The organism is Pseudosporangium ferrugineum (assembly GCF_003002065.1).
Lineage (GTDB): Bacteria > Actinomycetota > Actinomycetes > Mycobacteriales > Micromonosporaceae > Actinoplanes > Actinoplanes ferrugineus_A.
In genome coordinates, this window is record NZ_PVZG01000001.1 from 356,235 (window position 1) to 371,532 (window position 15,298).

Genomic DNA, 15,298 nt, shown 5'->3' on the forward strand with positions numbered 1-15,298 from the left:
ACCACCTCTCACGCCTCGGTCATCTCCCAGTGGAAGTGGGTGTCGTGCCCGGCGACGTTGCGGATGACGTTGACCGCCTGCCGCCCGTCGGTGAGCACGACACCCTGGATCGCCGCCTGGAACGCCGGCGTGAACGTCACGTACACCTGGGTGATCCGCAGGCCGTTCGCGTTCAGCTGGGCGACGACCGTGGCCGCGGTGGCGGCGTTGCGGGCGTTGTAGCCGGCGAACCAGCCGTCGGCGCTGTGCCCGACCTGGTGGGTCTGGTGCGGCGCGAACGTGCCGCCGTGCATGTTCGACATATCGCCCCAAGTCACAGCTCCGATGCCGGTCATGAACGTACGCACCCCGGGACGCACCCAGTCGTCGCCGCCGACGGCCTCGTCGCGCCCGCCGTACCGGTTGCCGGCGGCGTAGCGCTCCAGCTTCTGCACCGCGCCGAAGTCCTTCTGCGCGGTGTCACCGGCAGAGCGCGCCCGGACCCGAAGTGACACCTGGTCACCGGCGGCCACGTCGGCGGCCGGGACCCGGAACAGCAGTTGCACCGCCGCCAGCTCGATGGTCTCCGTGTCACCGAACCGCCGGTACAGGGTGCCGGTGAGGCCCGGTTCGAGCGTCCCCGTGGCGACCACCGCGCCGGCCTGCACCACCTCCAGGGTCAGCTCCTGCAGCGTGTCGTCCTCGTCGCCCTCGACGGTCAGGGAGCCGTGGACGCGGGTGACGCCGCCGAAGTATCCGTGTGCGGACACGCTCATCCGTTGCAGCGCGCTGTTGTCGATGTCGTTCAGCGACAGCGCGGAGATCGTCAGCTTCTTCTTCTGCACCAGGTCGACCACGACGGCGGACGGGAACAGGCCGTCGGCCACGTTGGCGACGCCGAGGAAGAACTGCACCTCGTCGCCGGTCTCCTCGACCGGCATCTCCACGGTGTACCACGCGGTGGCGCCGGCCGCGTCGAAGGCCCACAGCCCGAGGCCGTTCATGCTGTTGCCGGCGTGGATGGTGCCACCGGCGAGCGTACGGGCGTCGATGGAGAAGTAGTCGTTGTACTTGGTGCCGAAGAAGCCGCCGGGCACCTCGGTGGTGACGAACCGGTACCTGACGACCACACTCCTGTACCCGGGTTCCACCTTGAACGCGCGGCCGATGCGCTGCTCGCCCTCTCCGGCCGTGTTCAGCTGCAGGTCGAAGTCGGCCGCGGCTGCCCGCGCCTTCGGGGCGGGCAACTGGGCCTTCGCGGCCCGTGTCCCGCGTGCGCCGGCGGCGGTTCCGGTCCTGGTCTGCGCGACGGCCGGGCCGCCGAGTGGCCCTTCGACGTGCGGGACGATCTCCACCGGCGCGGTGCCGACCTCCCATCCGTCGGCCGTGCCGCCGGCGAAGTCGTTGTTGTCGATCGGGCTGGGCGTCATCGGCGCGGCCAGCGTCAGGGTGACCGGCGAGTCGGGAATGGTCGCCGGCACGGACCCGACCAGGTTCCCGGGCGCCGTCGCGGTCAGCTCGAAGGTGCGGTCGGGCAGGTGGGTGAAGGTGGCCTGCCCGGCGCTGTCCGTCGTCGCGGCGGCGGTGACGGAGCTGTCGTCGGCGAGCACGGCCCGGACCGCGGCGCCCCCGGCGGGTTGCCCACCGGGGGTGTGCACCGTGACGCTCAGCTCCCCGTCACCGAACCACAGGGTCTGGGCGAATCGGACGGTGAAGCCGTACACGTCCTGGCCGAGCACCTCGACGGTGTGCCGGCCGGTGGGCACTCCGCCGGTGACCGAGATCGCGTCACTGGACACGGTGGCGGCGACGGCGGCGCCGTCGGCGTACACGATGACCGTGTCCGGGGCCAGGGTCGGGCAGGAGGAGCGCACGGAGAAGGCGGTGCCGGCCGCGTTGAACCGGTCCGGGGCGGCGCCGTCGAGCGTCAGCACCGCCCGGGAGATCCACTCCGGTTCGTCCTGCGGCTGAGTAGTGCCGGGCGGCCCCGCGTTCGGCGGCCCGCGACGGTGCCGGCGTCATCACCAGCATCAGGAGAAGGGCGGAAAGGACGGTTATCAGACGGCGCATGGTGACCCCCTTGCGGGACGAGACACAGCTGTCACGCTCACCGTCCTCGCGCGACGAGGGACACGGCAGTTCTGTGACCGAAGACCGACCGAAGCCGGAAAGGTAGGACCTTCGGTCAGCGGGACGGGTCGACGACGGTGATGCCGGCGACCGCGGCACTGTCGAAGGTGGGCAGCAGGGCCGCCGCCTCCGCCAGGCCGATCGTGCGTTCGATCAGGTGCTGGGGTCGCAGCCGGCCCTGCTCGACCAGCGCCATCATGGCCGGGTAGTCGGCCGCCGCCATTCCGTGGCTGCCCAGCAGGTCGAGCTCCCAGCCGATGACCCGCGCCATCGGCAGCCGGGGGTGGCCGCCGAGGAGGCCGACCTGCACGTGGCGGCCCCGGCGGCGCAGGCTGAGGATCGCGTCGGCGCAGGTCCGCTCGCTGCCCACCGCGTCGACCGCGACGTGGCTGCCGCCGCCGGTGAGGGCGGCGACGGCGGCCGGGAGGTCGGTGCCGTCCGCGAGCAGCGTGTGGTCGGCGCCGAGGCCTGCCGCGACGGCGAGGGCCCGCGGGTTGCGGTCCACCGCGACGACCCGGGCGCCCAGGGCGCGGGCGATCATCACCGTGCTGAGCCCCACCCCGCCGGCGCCCAGCACGGTCACCCACTCGCCCGGGGCGAGCCGGGCGCGGGCGGTCAGCGCCCGGTAGGCGGTGGCGAACCGGCACCCCAGGCTCGCGGCGGCCGGGAAGTCCACCGTCGCGGGGAGGGCGACCAGGTTGGTGTCCGCGGCGTGCAGCGCGACGTACCCGGCGAACGATCCCCAGTGGGTGAAGCCGGGCTGCTGCTGGTCGGGGCACACCTGGGCGTCCCCGGCGCGGCACCACCGGCACCGGCCGCAGCCGCACACGAACGGCACGGTCACCCGGTCGCCGGCCCGCCACCGGGCGACGCCGGCGCCCACCTCGTGCACCACCCCGGCGAGTTCGTGGCCGGGCACGTGCGGGAAGACGATCCCGTCGTCGTGGCCGGCCCAGGCGTGCCAGTCGCTGCGGCACATCCCGGTGGCCAGCACCCGCACCACGACACCGCCGGGCGGGGCGGTGGGCGCGACGACCTCACGGACCTCCGGCGTGGCCCGGGCGGCATCGAGGACTACGGCACGCACCGGCCCATCATCTCAGCCGCGGCGGGCGTCGGGGCTCATCGCAGGGTGACCGTGAGCGTGTGGCGGCCCGGTCCGGTCGTCGTGGTCAGCTCGTCGCCGCGGGCGGTGTGCAGCCGCCGGGCCGGGACGTGGCGGCCGTCGAGGGTCACCGCGGCGATCCGCGCGCCGGGCGGGACGACGGTGCCGAGGGTGAGCCGGGCCTCGACGGCCGCGTTCACCGTGACCGTCAGCGCGGAGCCGTGGCGGGCCGCCGCGACGTCGAGGTGACCGGTGCCGGCCAGGATGTCCGAGCCCGCGATCCGGCCCGCCGCCGGGATCTGCGGGACCACGGACAGGCGTCCGGCGCCCAGGTCGGGGGCCACGCCGAGCTGCTGGTGGATCACCGGCCAGAGGACGCCGTACGCGCCCCAGGCCTGGAGCACGCTGGACCGGCTGAGGAAGTCCATGCTCAGGTTCGAGCCGAAGTCCGGGGACGGCAGGATCTCCGGCATCGCGCCGGGCATCTCCCACTCGCCCGGGTCGAGCTGGCTGCGCGCGTTCGCGGTGGTGTAGCGCCGCTGCTGCGGCAACCGGCCGTAGTTGCCCTCGGCCACCGCCATGATGGCGTTGCCGAGGGAGAAGACGGTCCGCTCGGACGGTACGGCGGAGACCACGCTGTCGCACGCCGGGCCGGGATCGCCGGCGGGATCGGCGGTGGGGCCGGTTCCGGTGTGGAAGAAGCCGGAAGCGCCGGTGAAGCAGTCCCGTTCCCGCTGGGTCAGCGCGGTGGTGGCGAACCCGGCCGGGGCGAGCGGGCCGCCGGGCGCCGGCAGTTCGGCCTCCATCGGCGTCGCGCCGATCCAGTAGCGCTGGTAGAGGCGCTCGTTGCCCGCTCCGGTGAGCGAGTCGGCGTAGGAGCGCGCGTCGCCGCCGTACCACCAGGTGCGCTCGAAGGCCCGGATCCGCCGGGCGGCCTGGTCCCGCGCCCAGGCCGCGGTGGCCCGGTCGCCCCTGGACCGGGCCATGGCGGCGAGGTCGAGCAGGCCGCGGACGGTGTAGACGGCCACGTCCAGCTTCTCCTCGCCCATGCCGGGACGTTCCACGTTGCCGCTGCCCTCGGGCCAGCCGTCGGCGTCGGCGTCCAGGCCGGTCGCGTAGCGCATGGCGCGCACCGAGAAGTCGTACAGGTCGTCGCGGAACGCGTTGTCGCCGGTCCACCGCCAGACGAGCGCCACCACGCTGGGGAACTTGACGGTCTCGTCGGTGTTGCCGGGGTCGGCGAGGGTTCCGTAGTAGACCTGGCCGTCCGGGGTGACCTCGTGGACCACCTTGCCGGAGCCGCCGTTGACGATCTCGCTGAGGTCACGCAGGGTGCGCAGGTGGTCCTTGACGGCCGCGAACTGTCCCGCGGCCACGGCGGCGAAGGCCGTGTACTCGCCGTCGGTGGCGAAGATCCACGGGTAGTCCGGCCAGCCGGCGCCGATCCAGCGGGCCCGGTCCAGCACGCCGGCCGGCGGCGGGTGGGCGGTGCCCTGGTCGCTGGCGAAGACGCGCAGGTGCCGCGACTCCTGGACGGAGTCGGCGAGGTTCTGCTTGGACCATTCCACGCTGCGCTGCAGCAGCCGGTCGCCGGGCAGGTCCACGCGGCTGTGCCGGGCGACCGCGGCCCGCGCGGCCCGCTTGGCGGCCAGCGCGCCGGCCGGGTCGTGCAGCGCCCGGGCCAGTTCCGCCCGTGCGGGCGCGAGGCCCCGGTCGGACCCGGCGACCGCGAACCATACCGTACGGCCGGAGCCGCCGACCGTGACGTCGTACGTGAGCCGGCCGCCCGTACCCCGGCCGTCCGGTCCGTCGTCGCAGACCACCGGCGCCGGATCGCCGCAGACGACGTCGCCCTGCGGGCCGCGCAGGCCGGGGCCGAGCGCGTGCCCGGCCGGGGTCAGGGCGCTGCCCACCAGCGCGGCCCAGTCGTGCGGCGGGACGCCGTCGACCGGTGGCCGGCCCCGGTCGCGGAAGACCAGGTTGCGGCCGTCGAAGGAGCCGGTGTCGGGCAGGTTGACCGCGCCCTGGCCGGGGGTCGTCCCGCTCCACGGGTACGCCGCCAGCAGCTCCGAGTGCGCGTCCACGGTCAGCCGCACGGTCCCGGCGCGGGGCGGGAACCGCAGCCCGATGAGCGCGGCCCGCCCGCCGTCCGGCACGACGTCGACACGCTGGACGGTCAGGCCGCCGGGCCCGGTCAGGTCCATGGTGGTGTATCCGGCGCCCGCGGTGAACCGGCCGGCCCGCAGCCAGCTCCCGTTCGCGCCGAACCAGATCCCGTCCAGGATCTTGATCGGCGGCGTCCAGAAGCCGCCCATCTCGCCGCGGATGTGCCACCCGGTGGCGGGGTAGGTGCCGTCCTCGGCGCCCACTTCGTACAGCCGGGTCCCGGTGACCACGAACCTGCGGTCGGCGAGCCGGCCGGTCTCGGACAGCCCCGCGGCGGCCGGGACGGCGGCGGGGGCGGGGGCCACGGCGACGGCAGGGGCCGCCGGGGCGTATCCGGCCAGGCCGAGGACGGTGCCGAGCACGACGGCCGCGGTGAGGGCTCGCCCTCCCGCGCGGCGGCGGAGGTGGGGTGCCATGGGCCCACCCTCCTCCGCGGCGCGCGCCCGCACAACCGCCGGGGGTCAGAGCAGCAGCAGGGCCGCCACCTCGACGATCGCGCCCTTCTCGGTGGTGATCCGGGCGGGTGCCGGGCTGTTCATGGTGGCCCACGTGTTGAAATCGGACTCGGTGATCTTGCAGGTGCCCTCGGCCGTCGCCTCGTCGACACAGGAGAGGTCGAGGTCGGGGAAGCCGAGGCGCCGCACCTTCCCGCTGATCGGCACGGTGAGCTTCACGTTGGACCCGGTGGCGACCAGCTTGCGGCGGCACGCGTCGTCCGACGAGGGGATGGCGTACCGGGCGCAGTACTGCGCGCCGGTCAGCAGCGACGTCGGCTCGACGACCGCCGATCGTTCCCGGACGTTGAAGTACCAGAGCCGCACTGTGACCCGCGTGTTCGCCGCGGTGAGGTCCGGGGCGGCCGGGGACGCCGATGACGGGCGGGCCGCCGGCGGGGCGGGGTCGCCGCCGCAGCCGCCGAGCGCGACGAGGACGCAGAGGGCCGCCCCGACGGCGGCGGTGCCCCTCATCAGCCGGTGCGGCCGTTCGCGTACACGACGCGGAAGCCGAGGTGGTCGGCGAGGGCGCCCCACCGGCTGGATCGCATGAGCCGCTCCACGCTGTCGATCCGGCCGCCGTTCACCATGGCGTTGAGCACGACCGTCTCGAAGGCCGCCGACTCCACCCAGTCGATCGCCTTGGTGAAGCCGCAGAGCATGGCGGCCTTGGTCTCGTGCAGGAATTCCTTGAGCACCCGGTCGGAGGCGCGCAGCACCGAGCAGCTGCCGAAGTAGAGGCTGCGGCCGCCGCAGCGCCCGGACATCCAGGCGGCGATCTCGTCGAGCTCGACGGTGGTCTTGTCGGTGAGGCAGAGCTGGGACGGCTGGCCGTGCAGGGCGAAGAAGCCGACCTTGAAGTCCTGGTACTTCCGGGAGAGCCAGGTGTCCAGGTAGTAGTGCAGTTCCTCGGTGGTCGCGGTGTCACGGTGGATGAAGCGGATGCTGCCGAGGCGCTCGAGCAGCTCGAGCGTGGGCAGCACCGATCCCCGCTCGGTGAGATCGTCCTCCCACTGACCCTCGACGCAGAACACTCCCCCGGCCTTCGCCACGGCCCCTCCTCCCGCGCTGTCGCATCATGGCCCGACCGACGACGCTAGCCCACGCCCGCCCGTACGGTGGGATCGGACACATGAAGCCGGATAAGGCTCACAAATACCTCCGGCCCGCCGACTTCTCGGCTCGCACCGCGCCGGGACCGTCCCGGCGCGGACAGGTGGAGGTCACGGGTGCGGAGCAGAGGATGGGCCTGGATGGCGGCGGCAGCGGCGGGAGGCGCCGCGGCGCTCGCCGTGCCGGTGGCGGCGCAGGCGAGCGGACCGGTCACCGGCGCCGGAGTGGTGACGGCCGCCGAGCCGGCCACGCTGACCGTGTCCGCGCCGAACACCGTGGCCCGGCTGGGCTCGGTGACCCTCACCGGCACGCTGTCGGCGGGGGCGGGCACGCTCACCGTCACCCGCAAGGACCTCGCCGGCACGCGGACGCTGCCGTCGGTGACCTCGGACGCCGCCGGCGCGTGGACGGTCCGGGACAAGCCCCCGGTGGGCGGCACGAACACGTACACGATCAGCTGGGCCGGGAATGACACGTACGCGGGAACCAGCGTGCAGGCCAGGGTCGCGGTCTCGCGGCGGGCGTCGAAGGTGACGCTCGGGGTCAACGGGTCGACGTTCGCGTACCGGGGGAAGGCGAAGCTGACCGCCAAGCTCGGCACCACCCACGATTCGCGGGCGCTCTGCCTGTGGGCGACGCCCCGCGGCGGGACGAAGACCAAGGTCAAGTGCGGCTCGGGTACGGTCACCGCCACGTACGCCACGACCCGCCGCACCACCTTCAGCGCCACCTTCGCGGGCGACCAGTGGTACGCCCCGGCGACCGCCACCCGTACGGTCACCGCGCACGCCAGGATCACCCAGGCGCTGGACCGCTCCTACCGCACGTCCGGGGCGGAGAAGCTGTACCGCACGAACGTCGACCCGGTCCTGGTGGCGATGGTGTCGCCGGCCCACCCGTACGGCTGCATCGACCTGCACGCGCAGGTCTACGACGCCGGCAAGTGGTGGCCGCTGCCGACCGCCCGGTGTGTCGCGCTCGACGGCACCAGCATCGGCGGCGGCACGCTCGTCGGCACCCACAAGGCCGGCATGCGCTACCGCCTGCGGGCCGCCTTCGCCGGCGACGCGCTCAACGCCTCGGCGACCGGCTCCTGGCAGTACCTCAGGTTCACCCGGTGACACCCGGCCGGCGCCGCCCGCCCGGGCGGCGCCGGTCAGCCGGCGTCGTGCCGCTGCCGGGCGGCCCGGATGTCGTCGCGGTGCTCGCGGGCCCACTCGTCCAGGGCCCGGACCGGCACCAGCAGGGTGCGGCCCAGCTCGGTGAGCTCGTAGTCGACGCGGGGCGGCACGCTGGCGTGCACCGTGCGGCTGACCAGCCCGTCGCGGGCCAGCGTGCGCAGGGTCAGGGTGAGCATCCGCTGGCTGATGCCGTCGATCCGGCGGTGCAGCTCGTTGAAGCGGTGCCCGCGCTCGCCGAGGAGCACGACGATCGGCACGCTCCACTTGTCGCCGACCCGGTCGAGGATCTCCCGGACGGGACAGTCGTCGGTGCTTACCCCGGGGTGCCTGACGGACATGGATGTGCCCCCTTAACGATCACCCAATGCTGACGCATGATGGGGTTACTAACAATAGGTAACCTAGGAGCACCCATGGACCAGACCACGACCGAACCCGCGCCGGCCGGCCCCGGGCCGGCCGCGGCGCCGCCGGAGGCACCCGAACTTCTCGCGGCGGCCCGGCCGCCGGTGCTGCACGGGCTCGTCGTCCTCGGGGACGCCGACGCCGAGGCGTGCGCCGACGGATCCTGCGGCTGAGGGGGACGGACATGCTGGTGGAGATCTGGTCCGACATCGTCTGCCCGTGGTGCTACATCGGCAAGCGACGCCTGGAGACCGCCCTGCGCTCGTTCGAGCACGCGGACGAGGTCGAGATCGTGTGGCGCAGCTTCCAGCTCGACCCGGGCTACCCGAAGGGCCGCTTCGAGCCGGTGTACGACGCGCTGGCCAAGAAGTTCGGCGGCTCGCGGGCCCAGGTCAAGGCGATGACCGCCCAGGTCGGCGCGCTGGCCGCGGCCGAGGGCCTGCGGTACGACTTCGAGCACGCGGTCAGCTTCAACACCTTCGACGCGCACCGGCTGCTGCACCTGGCGAAGGCGCACGGCGCCGGCGCCGAGGCGCACGAGCGGCTGATGCGCGCCAACCTCGTCGAGGGCGCCACGCTCGACACCGCGACGCTGGTGCGGCTGGGCACCGAGGTGGGCGTGCCGGCCGCGGAGGCGCAGCGGGTGCTCGACGGCGACGACTACACCGGCGACGTCCTGGCCGACATCGAGCAGGCACACCGGTACGGGGCGACGGGCGTCCCGTTCTTCGTGCTGGACCGCGCGTACGGGGTCTCCGGCGCCCAGTCCGCGGACGTGTTCCTCCAGGCCCTGCGCACCGCCCGGGAGGCCGGCGTCCCGGCCGGCTGACCCGCCCCGGTCAGAGCAGCCCGGAGCGCCGCCACAGGGCCAGGCCCGGGCCGCCGATGAGGTCCAGCTCGCGAAGGTACGCGACGATCCCCTCCCCCGCCCACCGCAGCGTCTCGCGGTGGTGCGGGTTGGCCCGCGCGGCCTCCGCGCCCGCCCGCGGGTCGATGCCGACCGACCGGTACACCTCCGGCGCGATGAGCCGCCGCCCGGTGAGGTACGCCGCCCGCGCGATCACCACCCGGTCGTACGCGAGCCGCCGCCGGCCCGCCGCGCGTACCTGCCGGGCCAGTTCCTCGCGGGCGTAGCGGACGTGCCGCGCCTCCTCGATCACGTGGATGCGGGACACCATCCGGACCAGGGGCTGCACCGTCCCGTCCGCCGCCGCCTCGCGCTGGAGGGCGTCGAGGATCTCCTCGGCGATGAGGATGGCCGCGTACATCCGGGGCCCGGTGGCGGTGGCGGCGATCCATTTGCCGAGGCCGTTGTCGAAGGCGCCGACGCGGTAGACCGGGCACCCGAGCTTGTCGATCATGCGGCCGAACATCACCGAGTGCCGGCACTCGTCGGCGACCTCGGTGAGCGCGTACTGGGCGTGCGGCCGGGTGGGGTCCTGCTTGTAGTACTCGCGCAGGAGCAGCTGCATGAGGATCGTCTCGAACCAGATCCCGAGGCCGGCGATGCTGGCCACCTCGTGCCGGGTGAGCGTGCGGCGCTGCCCGGGGGTGAGCCCCTCCCACAGTGCCGTGCCGTAGAGCGAGGACCGGGTCTCCGGCACGAACCAGGCGTCCGGGTCGAGCGGCGCGTCCCAGTCGATCTCGACCTCGGGGTCGTACGAGTGCGACGCCGACGAGCGCAGCAGCCGCGTGGCCGTCTGGGAGCGGTCGGGGAGAACCACGTCTGACCTCCGCGGGGGTTGACGTTACCGGAAGTAACAGCTACTTGTCGTACTATGAACTCCACCGACGGGACCGTCAACCGTGCCGACGGGCGCAGCCGGCGGTGGGCCGATCACCGCGAACGGCGGCGCGAGGACCTGGTCGACGCCGTCATCGAGGCCATCCGCGAGCTCGGCCCGGAGCCCGGCATCGACGCGGTGGCCGCGCACGCCGGGGTCAGCAAGCCCGTCCTCTACCGCTACTTCGAGGACAAGCCGGGGTTGTGGGAGGCGGTCGGGCGGCGGGCGGCCACGGCGCTCGTCGAGGCGGTCGCTCCCGCGGTGGCGGCCGTACGCGAGGAGCGCCAGGTCGTGGCCGCGGCGGTCGACGCGTACCTGTCCTTCATCGAGGCCGACCCGCACCTGTACCGGTTCGTCGTGCACCAGCGCGGCATCGCCCGGTCCCGCGACGTGGTCGCCGACGCGGTGGACACGGTCGCCAGCGGCCTCGCGCGCATCCTCGGCGACCGGCTGCGGGCGCTCGGCCTGGACTCCGGTCCGGCGCTGCCCTGGGCGTACGGAATCGTGGGTTACGTCCAGGCGGTCGGCGACTGGTGGCTGCGGCATCAGCAGCCGATCAGCCGCGAGGCGCTCGCGGAGTACCTGACCGCCTTCCTGTGGGGCGGCGTCACCGGCATCCGGTCAGCCGCGGACACCCCGGGCGGACTGGCGGCGACGCTGTGAGCGACCCCGCCGAGCCCGGCCGGGACGCGCCGAACCTCGCCGAGCGCGGCCGGGACGCGCCGGACCCCGGCGAGCGCGGCCGGGAGGGGCCGGACGTCGGTGAGGCGGCGCGGTGTGGCGCCCCGGACGAGGAATACCGGGGCGAGGCGCTGATCCGGGCCGGGGAGGCGGCGGTGACCGTCGCGGTGCGGCTGTCGGTCCGGTTCGAACCGATCGAGGGCCGCTACCGCTGGGGCGGTCGCGCCGCGCCCGACGAGACCCTCAGCGCCCGGCTCCGGGCCGGCGCCCGCGACGTGACCGTGCGGATCGGCGGGCGCGAGGCGGACGCGCGGCTGGGCGAGCCCGACCCCTGGGGCGGCGTACGCCTCACCGGGGTGGGCCGGCCGCCCTGGAGCGCAACGCCCGGGGCGTGACGCCGTACCAGCGGCGCACCGCCCGGCTCAGCGCCGACTGCTCGGCCATCCCGACCATGGCGGTGACCTGCGTGAACGGCAGATCGGTCCGGGTGATCAGCCGGTACGCGGCCACCCGCCGTACGTCGTCGAGGATCGCCTCGAAGCTCGCGCCCTCGGCGGCGAGCCGGCGCTGCAGGGTCCGCGGATGGGTCCGCAGCCGCCGGGCGACCGCCGCCACCTCGACCGGCGACGAACCCAGCGCCTGGGTGAGCAGCATCCGCACCCGCTCGGCCGTGCTCCGGCCCGGCTGCGGGAAGTGGCCGGCCAGGTAGGCGACCGCCAGGTCGCGCAGCACCTGGTTGCCGCCGCGCACCCCGGCGCTGGTCAGGCCGCCGGGCACCCGCAGCACCGCGTCCGGCCGGCCGAAGCGCACCTCGGCGCCGAAGAACCGGGTGTACGCCTCGGCGGGCGCCAGCGCCGGATGCGGCAGATGCACCGAGCGCAGGCCGTACGGGCCGCCGTGCAGCAGCAGGATGATCCGGTGGAACAGGCCGAGCCCGACGTCGACGACCTGCGGCGGGAGCGGTTCGGCGTCCGTACCCCGGTAGAGCAGGCCCACCACGCCGGGCCGCCCCGACGGGTCCGGGATCTGCGCGACGGTCAGGGCCGGGCTGTGCACGAACAGGTAGCGCCGGGTGGTCTCCAGCGCCTCGCCCAGGGTCGCCGCGTTCTCGATGGCGAGCGCGAGCGGGCCGAGCACCGAGGTGTTCTGCGACCCGGCCAGGCGCAGGCCGAGGTCCGGGCAGGCCAGTTCGGCCGCGGCCGACTCCAGCAGCAGGCCGGCCGCCTCCGCCGGGATCACCGCGTCGTCGGACTCGACCGCCGCGCAGGTCACGCCGAAGCGGGCGAGGAGCTCCGGCCCGTCGCCGCCGAGGCTGTCCACGAGCGCGGGCAGTCCCCGCAGCCCGGCGGCGCGCACCATCGACTCCATGTCGCGCAAGGATAAATCGCTGTCGCGCGAAGGCAAGTCACTGTGCGGGTACGGGCGAACACTGGGACCATGCCCGAACACTTCGACGTCCTCATCGTCGGCGCCGGCCTGTCCGGGATCGGCGCGGCCTGGCGGCTCCGGCAGCGGCGGCCCGGCACCACGTACGCGATCCTCGAGGCCCGCGCGGCGATGGGCGGCACCTGGGACCTGTTCCGCTATCCCGGCGTGCGCTCGGACTCCGACATGTTCACCCTCGGCTATCCGTTCCGGCCGTGGCGCGGCGACCGGTCGATGGCCGCGGGCGACGCCATCCTGCGCTACATCCGGGACACCGCCGACGAGGGCGGGATCACCCCGCACATCCGCTTCGGCACCCGGGTCACGGCGGCGAGCTGGGCGGACTCCCGCTGGACGGTCACCACCGGCAACGGCACCTTCACCTGCGATTTCCTGTACGCGTGCGCCGGCTACTACGACTACGCGCACGGCTACCAGCCGGACTTCCCCGGGCTGGACGACTTCCGGGGCACCCTCGTGCACCCGCAGTTCTGGCCCGCCGGCCTCGACTACGCCGGCAAGCGCGTGGTCGTCATCGGCAGCGGCGCCACCGCCGTGACCCTCGTGCCGGCGATGGCCCCGGAGGCGGCCCACGTGACCATGCTCCAGCGCTCCCCCACCCACGTGCTCGTCCGCCCCGGGCGGGACGTCGTCGCCACGGCCCTGCGCCGGCTGCCGCCCCGCGTGGCGAGCAAGCTGGTCCGCGCCAAGAACATCCTCGTCGCCCAGGGCTTCTACCGCCTATCCCGGCGCCGCCCGGCGACCGCCGCCGCCGTCGTCCGCCGCCTCGCGCTGACCCGCCTGAACGACCCGGCGTACCTCGACGAGCACTTCACCCCCACGTACGGGGTCTGGGACCAGCGGCTGTGCGCCGTGCCGGACGGCGACCTGTTCACCGCCATCCGCGACGGCAGCGCCTCGGTGGTCACCGCCCGCATCGACCGCTTCGTCCCCGAGGGGATCCGGCTCACCGGCGGCCGGGTCCTGCCGGCCGACGTGGTCGTCTCCGCCACCGGCCTCTCGCTGCTGCCGATCGGCGGGATCGAGCTCACCGTGGACGGCGAGAAGGTCGATCCGGCCACCCGGGTCGCGTACCGGGGCGTGATGCTCAGCGGGGTGCCGAACCTGGCGTACTGCATCGGCTACACCAACGCGTCCTGGACCCTGCGGGCCGACCTCTCCCACCGCTACGTGTGCCGGCTGCTGTCCCACATGGACCGGCACGGCTACGCCACCGCGACCCCGCAGGAGCGGCCGGGGCCACGCCGGCCGCTGCTCGACCTGACGTCCGGCTACGTGCAGCGCGCCCTGGACCTCTTCCCGCAGCAGGGCGACCGGGACCCGTGGACGGTCAAGCAGAGCTACCTGCGCGACGTTCTTCTCACCCCGCGTGCCGACGTACGCCGGGACATGGCGTTCGGCCCGAAGCCCGCCCCCGTACGGGAGGAGACCCGGCGATGACCCCGTACCGGTTCGCCGGGCGTACCGCCGTGGTGACCGGCGCCGCAGGGTCCGGGACGCCGCTCCACCGTGCCGGCCACGGCCTTCCCGGCGCGGCGGCGGGTGACGGGCCGGATCGGCGCCTGACCTAGAGTGATCACCATGTCCGTCTGGCCGACCAGTCCCGCCCATCACCGCTGGCTCGACCAGCACAGCCGCGATCTGCTGGCGTTCGGGCGCCGCACCGCCGACCCGGGCGGCGGCGCCCGCTGGCTCGGCGACGACGGCGCGCCGGAGCCGGAGCGGCCGGTGTCCGCCCTGATCAGCAGCCGGATGACGCACGTCTACGGCATCGGCGCGCTGCTGGGCGTGCCGGGCGCGGGCCGGATCGCCGCGCAGGCGATGGCCGGGCTCACCGGGCGGCTGCGCGACCCCCGGCACGGCGGCTGGTTCTCGGCGGTCGCCGCCGACGGCACCCCGGAACCCGGCAAGTCCTGTTACGACCACGCCTTCGTGCTGCTGGCCGCGTCCACCGGGGTGCAGGCCGGGCTGCCCGGCGCCGCCGACCTGCTCACCGCGGCCCAGGAGGTCTTCCTCGACCGGTTCTGGGACGAGTCCGCCGGCCTGTGCGCCGACACCTGGGACACGGCGTTCACGACCCTCGACGACTACCGCGGCATCAACGCCAACATGCACACCGTCGAGGCGATGCTGTCGGTGGCCAGCGTGACCGGCGACCACGCCTGGATCGCCCGCGCCGTGCGGATCTGCCGGTTCGTCGTGTCCGCCGCCGAGGCGCACCAGTGGCGCATCCCCGAGCACTACGACGCCGCCTGGCAGCCGCTGCCCGACTACCACCGCGAGCGGCCCGACGACCCGTTCAAGCCGTACGGCGCCACGATCGGTCACGGCCTCGAATGGTCACGCCTGCTGCTGCACGCCGCCTCCGCCCCGCGCGTGGGCGAGTCGTCCTGGCTCACGACCGCCGCCCGCGAGCTGTTCGCCCGTGCGGTGGCCGACGGCTGGGACGTGGACGGGCAGCCCGGCTTCGTCTACACGACCGACTGGACGGGTCGGCCGGTGGTCCGCGACCGCATGCACTGGGTGGCGGCGGAGGGCATCAACGCCGCGGCGGCGCTGTACGCGTACACCCGCGAGCCCTCGTACGCGCAGTGGTACCGGACGTGGTGGGACTACGCGGACGCGTACCTGATCGACCACGACCGCGGCTCCTGGTTCCACCAGCTCGACGCGTCCAACACCCCCGCCGCGACCGTGTGGCCCGGCAAGGCCGACCTCTACCACGCGTTCCAGGCGACGCTCGGCGCCCGCGTGCCGCTGTGGCCGATGCTCGCGACGGCGGTCGACGAGCACCTGGCCTAGTTCCAACGCCGT

General features: G+C 74.3%; 15 protein-coding genes. 7 read left to right on the top strand and 8 right to left on the bottom strand.

Going from position 1 to position 15,298, the window contains the following annotated elements; translation table 11 throughout:
- Positions 1-8: 8 nt before the first annotated feature.
- From CLV70_RS01595 to CLV70_RS01615, 5 genes are all read right to left on the bottom strand, one after another.
- Positions 9-1,913 (bottom strand): carboxypeptidase-like regulatory domain-containing protein, encoded by a 1,905-nt coding sequence (locus CLV70_RS01595; protein WP_106124499.1) that lies wholly within the window; start codon positions 1,911-1,913, stop codon positions 9-11.
- Between the two features lie 251 nt (positions 1,914-2,164).
- The gene (locus CLV70_RS01600) at positions 2,165-3,196 is read right to left on the bottom strand and encodes a zinc-dependent alcohol dehydrogenase family protein (protein WP_106124500.1); all 1,032 of its coding nucleotides are present in this window, start codon (positions 3,194-3,196) and stop codon (positions 2,165-2,167) included.
- A 35-nt stretch (positions 3,197-3,231) separates the two neighbouring features.
- Positions 3,232-5,796, bottom strand: a complete 2,565-nt coding sequence (locus CLV70_RS01605; protein ID WP_211303597.1) for a glucosidase family protein — start codon at positions 5,794-5,796, stop codon at positions 3,232-3,234.
- Between the two features lie 45 nt (positions 5,797-5,841).
- Positions 5,842-6,348 (bottom strand): hypothetical protein, encoded by a 507-nt coding sequence (locus CLV70_RS01610; RefSeq protein ID WP_106124501.1) that lies wholly within the window; start codon positions 6,346-6,348, stop codon positions 5,842-5,844.
- Positions 6,348-6,926, bottom strand: a complete 579-nt coding sequence (locus CLV70_RS01615) for a DUF6642 family protein (RefSeq protein ID WP_106124502.1) — start codon at positions 6,924-6,926, stop codon at positions 6,348-6,350. Before CLV70_RS01615 ends, CLV70_RS01610 begins: the two co-directional genes overlap by 1 nt.
- Before the next feature lie 201 nt (positions 6,927-7,127).
- On the opposite strand from CLV70_RS01615, the gene CLV70_RS01620 reads away from it, so the two are divergent.
- Positions 7,128-8,108: a hypothetical protein gene (locus CLV70_RS01620; RefSeq protein ID WP_106124503.1), complete on the top strand. Its 981-nt coding sequence runs from the start codon at positions 7,128-7,130 to the stop codon at positions 8,106-8,108.
- Positions 8,109-8,143: 35 nt separating this feature from the next.
- Here CLV70_RS01620 and CLV70_RS01625 read toward each other — a convergent pair whose 3' ends face one another.
- Positions 8,144-8,506, bottom strand: a complete 363-nt coding sequence (locus CLV70_RS01625) for a winged helix-turn-helix transcriptional regulator (protein ID WP_106124504.1) — start codon at positions 8,504-8,506, stop codon at positions 8,144-8,146.
- Positions 8,507-8,581: 75 nt separating this feature from the next.
- Here CLV70_RS01625 and CLV70_RS39550 point away from each other — a divergent pair, with 75 nt between their 5' ends.
- Both CLV70_RS39550 and CLV70_RS01630 read left to right on the top strand, forming a co-directional pair.
- Entirely contained in the window at positions 8,582-8,746 is a 165-nt protein-coding gene (locus tag CLV70_RS39550; protein WP_158277676.1) for a hypothetical protein, read from the top strand.
- Between the two features lie 11 nt (positions 8,747-8,757).
- Positions 8,758-9,402, top strand: coding sequence for a DsbA family oxidoreductase (locus tag CLV70_RS01630; protein WP_106124505.1), 645 nt, complete (start codon positions 8,758-8,760; stop codon positions 9,400-9,402).
- A gap of 10 nt (positions 9,403-9,412) precedes the next feature.
- Here the strand turns inward: CLV70_RS01630 and CLV70_RS01635 are convergent, their stop codons facing one another.
- On the bottom strand, positions 9,413-10,297 hold the full coding sequence (locus CLV70_RS01635) for an AurF N-oxygenase family protein (RefSeq protein WP_106124506.1): 885 nt from the start codon (positions 10,295-10,297) through the stop codon (positions 9,413-9,415).
- 54 nt (positions 10,298-10,351) lie between these two features.
- Here CLV70_RS01635 and CLV70_RS01640 point away from each other — a divergent pair, with 54 nt between their 5' ends.
- Both CLV70_RS01640 and CLV70_RS01645 read left to right on the top strand, forming a co-directional pair.
- Positions 10,352-11,020 (top strand): TetR family transcriptional regulator, encoded by a 669-nt coding sequence (locus CLV70_RS01640; RefSeq protein WP_106124507.1) that lies wholly within the window; start codon positions 10,352-10,354, stop codon positions 11,018-11,020.
- The gene (locus CLV70_RS01645) at positions 11,017-11,433 is read left to right on the top strand and encodes a DUF4873 domain-containing protein (protein WP_106124508.1); all 417 of its coding nucleotides are present in this window, start codon (positions 11,017-11,019) and stop codon (positions 11,431-11,433) included. Before CLV70_RS01640 ends, CLV70_RS01645 begins: the two co-directional genes overlap by 4 nt.
- On the opposite strand, the gene CLV70_RS01650 is transcribed toward CLV70_RS01645, so the two are convergent.
- The gene (locus CLV70_RS01650) at positions 11,387-12,406 is read right to left on the bottom strand and encodes an AraC family transcriptional regulator (protein ID WP_245907954.1); all 1,020 of its coding nucleotides are present in this window, start codon (positions 12,404-12,406) and stop codon (positions 11,387-11,389) included. The genes CLV70_RS01645 and CLV70_RS01650 overlap by 47 nt on opposite strands.
- A gap of 69 nt (positions 12,407-12,475) precedes the next feature.
- Between CLV70_RS01650 and CLV70_RS01655 the strand changes: the two genes are divergently transcribed.
- A complete protein-coding gene (locus CLV70_RS01655) occupies positions 12,476-13,924 on the top strand; it encodes a flavin-containing monooxygenase (protein ID WP_106124509.1) in 1,449 nt (482 codons plus the stop codon).
- Positions 13,925-14,065: 141 nt separating this feature from the next.
- Positions 14,066-15,286, top strand: coding sequence for an AGE family epimerase/isomerase (locus tag CLV70_RS01660; protein ID WP_170148557.1), 1,221 nt, complete (start codon positions 14,066-14,068; stop codon positions 15,284-15,286).
- Positions 15,287-15,298 lie beyond the last annotated feature (12 nt).

Excerpts from the sequence above, each read along its gene's own strand:
- CLV70_RS39550 (WP_158277676.1), top strand. The coding sequence starts at position 8,582 with ATGGACCAGACCACGACCGAACCCGCGCCGGCCGGCCCCGGGCCGGCC.
- CLV70_RS01640 (WP_106124507.1), top strand. The coding sequence starts at position 10,352 with ATGAACTCCACCGACGGGACCGTCAACCGTGCCGACGGGCGCAGCCGG.
- CLV70_RS01660 (WP_170148557.1), top strand. The coding sequence starts at position 14,066 with ATGTCCGTCTGGCCGACCAGTCCCGCCCATCACCGCTGGCTCGACCAG.
- CLV70_RS01605 (WP_211303597.1), bottom strand. The coding sequence starts at position 5,796 with ATGGCACCCCACCTCCGCCGCCGCGCGGGAGGGCGAGCCCTCACCGCG.
- CLV70_RS01630 (WP_106124505.1), top strand. The coding sequence starts at position 8,758 with ATGCTGGTGGAGATCTGGTCCGACATCGTCTGCCCGTGGTGCTACATC.
- CLV70_RS01650 (WP_245907954.1), bottom strand. The coding sequence starts at position 12,406 with ATGGAGTCGATGGTGCGCGCCGCCGGGCTGCGGGGACTGCCCGCGCTC.
- CLV70_RS01625 (WP_106124504.1), bottom strand. The coding sequence starts at position 8,506 with ATGTCCGTCAGGCACCCCGGGGTAAGCACCGACGACTGTCCCGTCCGG.
- CLV70_RS01610 (WP_106124501.1), bottom strand. The coding sequence starts at position 6,348 with ATGAGGGGCACCGCCGCCGTCGGGGCGGCCCTCTGCGTCCTCGTCGCG.
- CLV70_RS01620 (WP_106124503.1), top strand. The coding sequence starts at position 7,128 with ATGGCGGCGGCAGCGGCGGGAGGCGCCGCGGCGCTCGCCGTGCCGGTG.
- CLV70_RS01655 (WP_106124509.1), top strand. The coding sequence starts at position 12,476 with ATGCCCGAACACTTCGACGTCCTCATCGTCGGCGCCGGCCTGTCCGGG.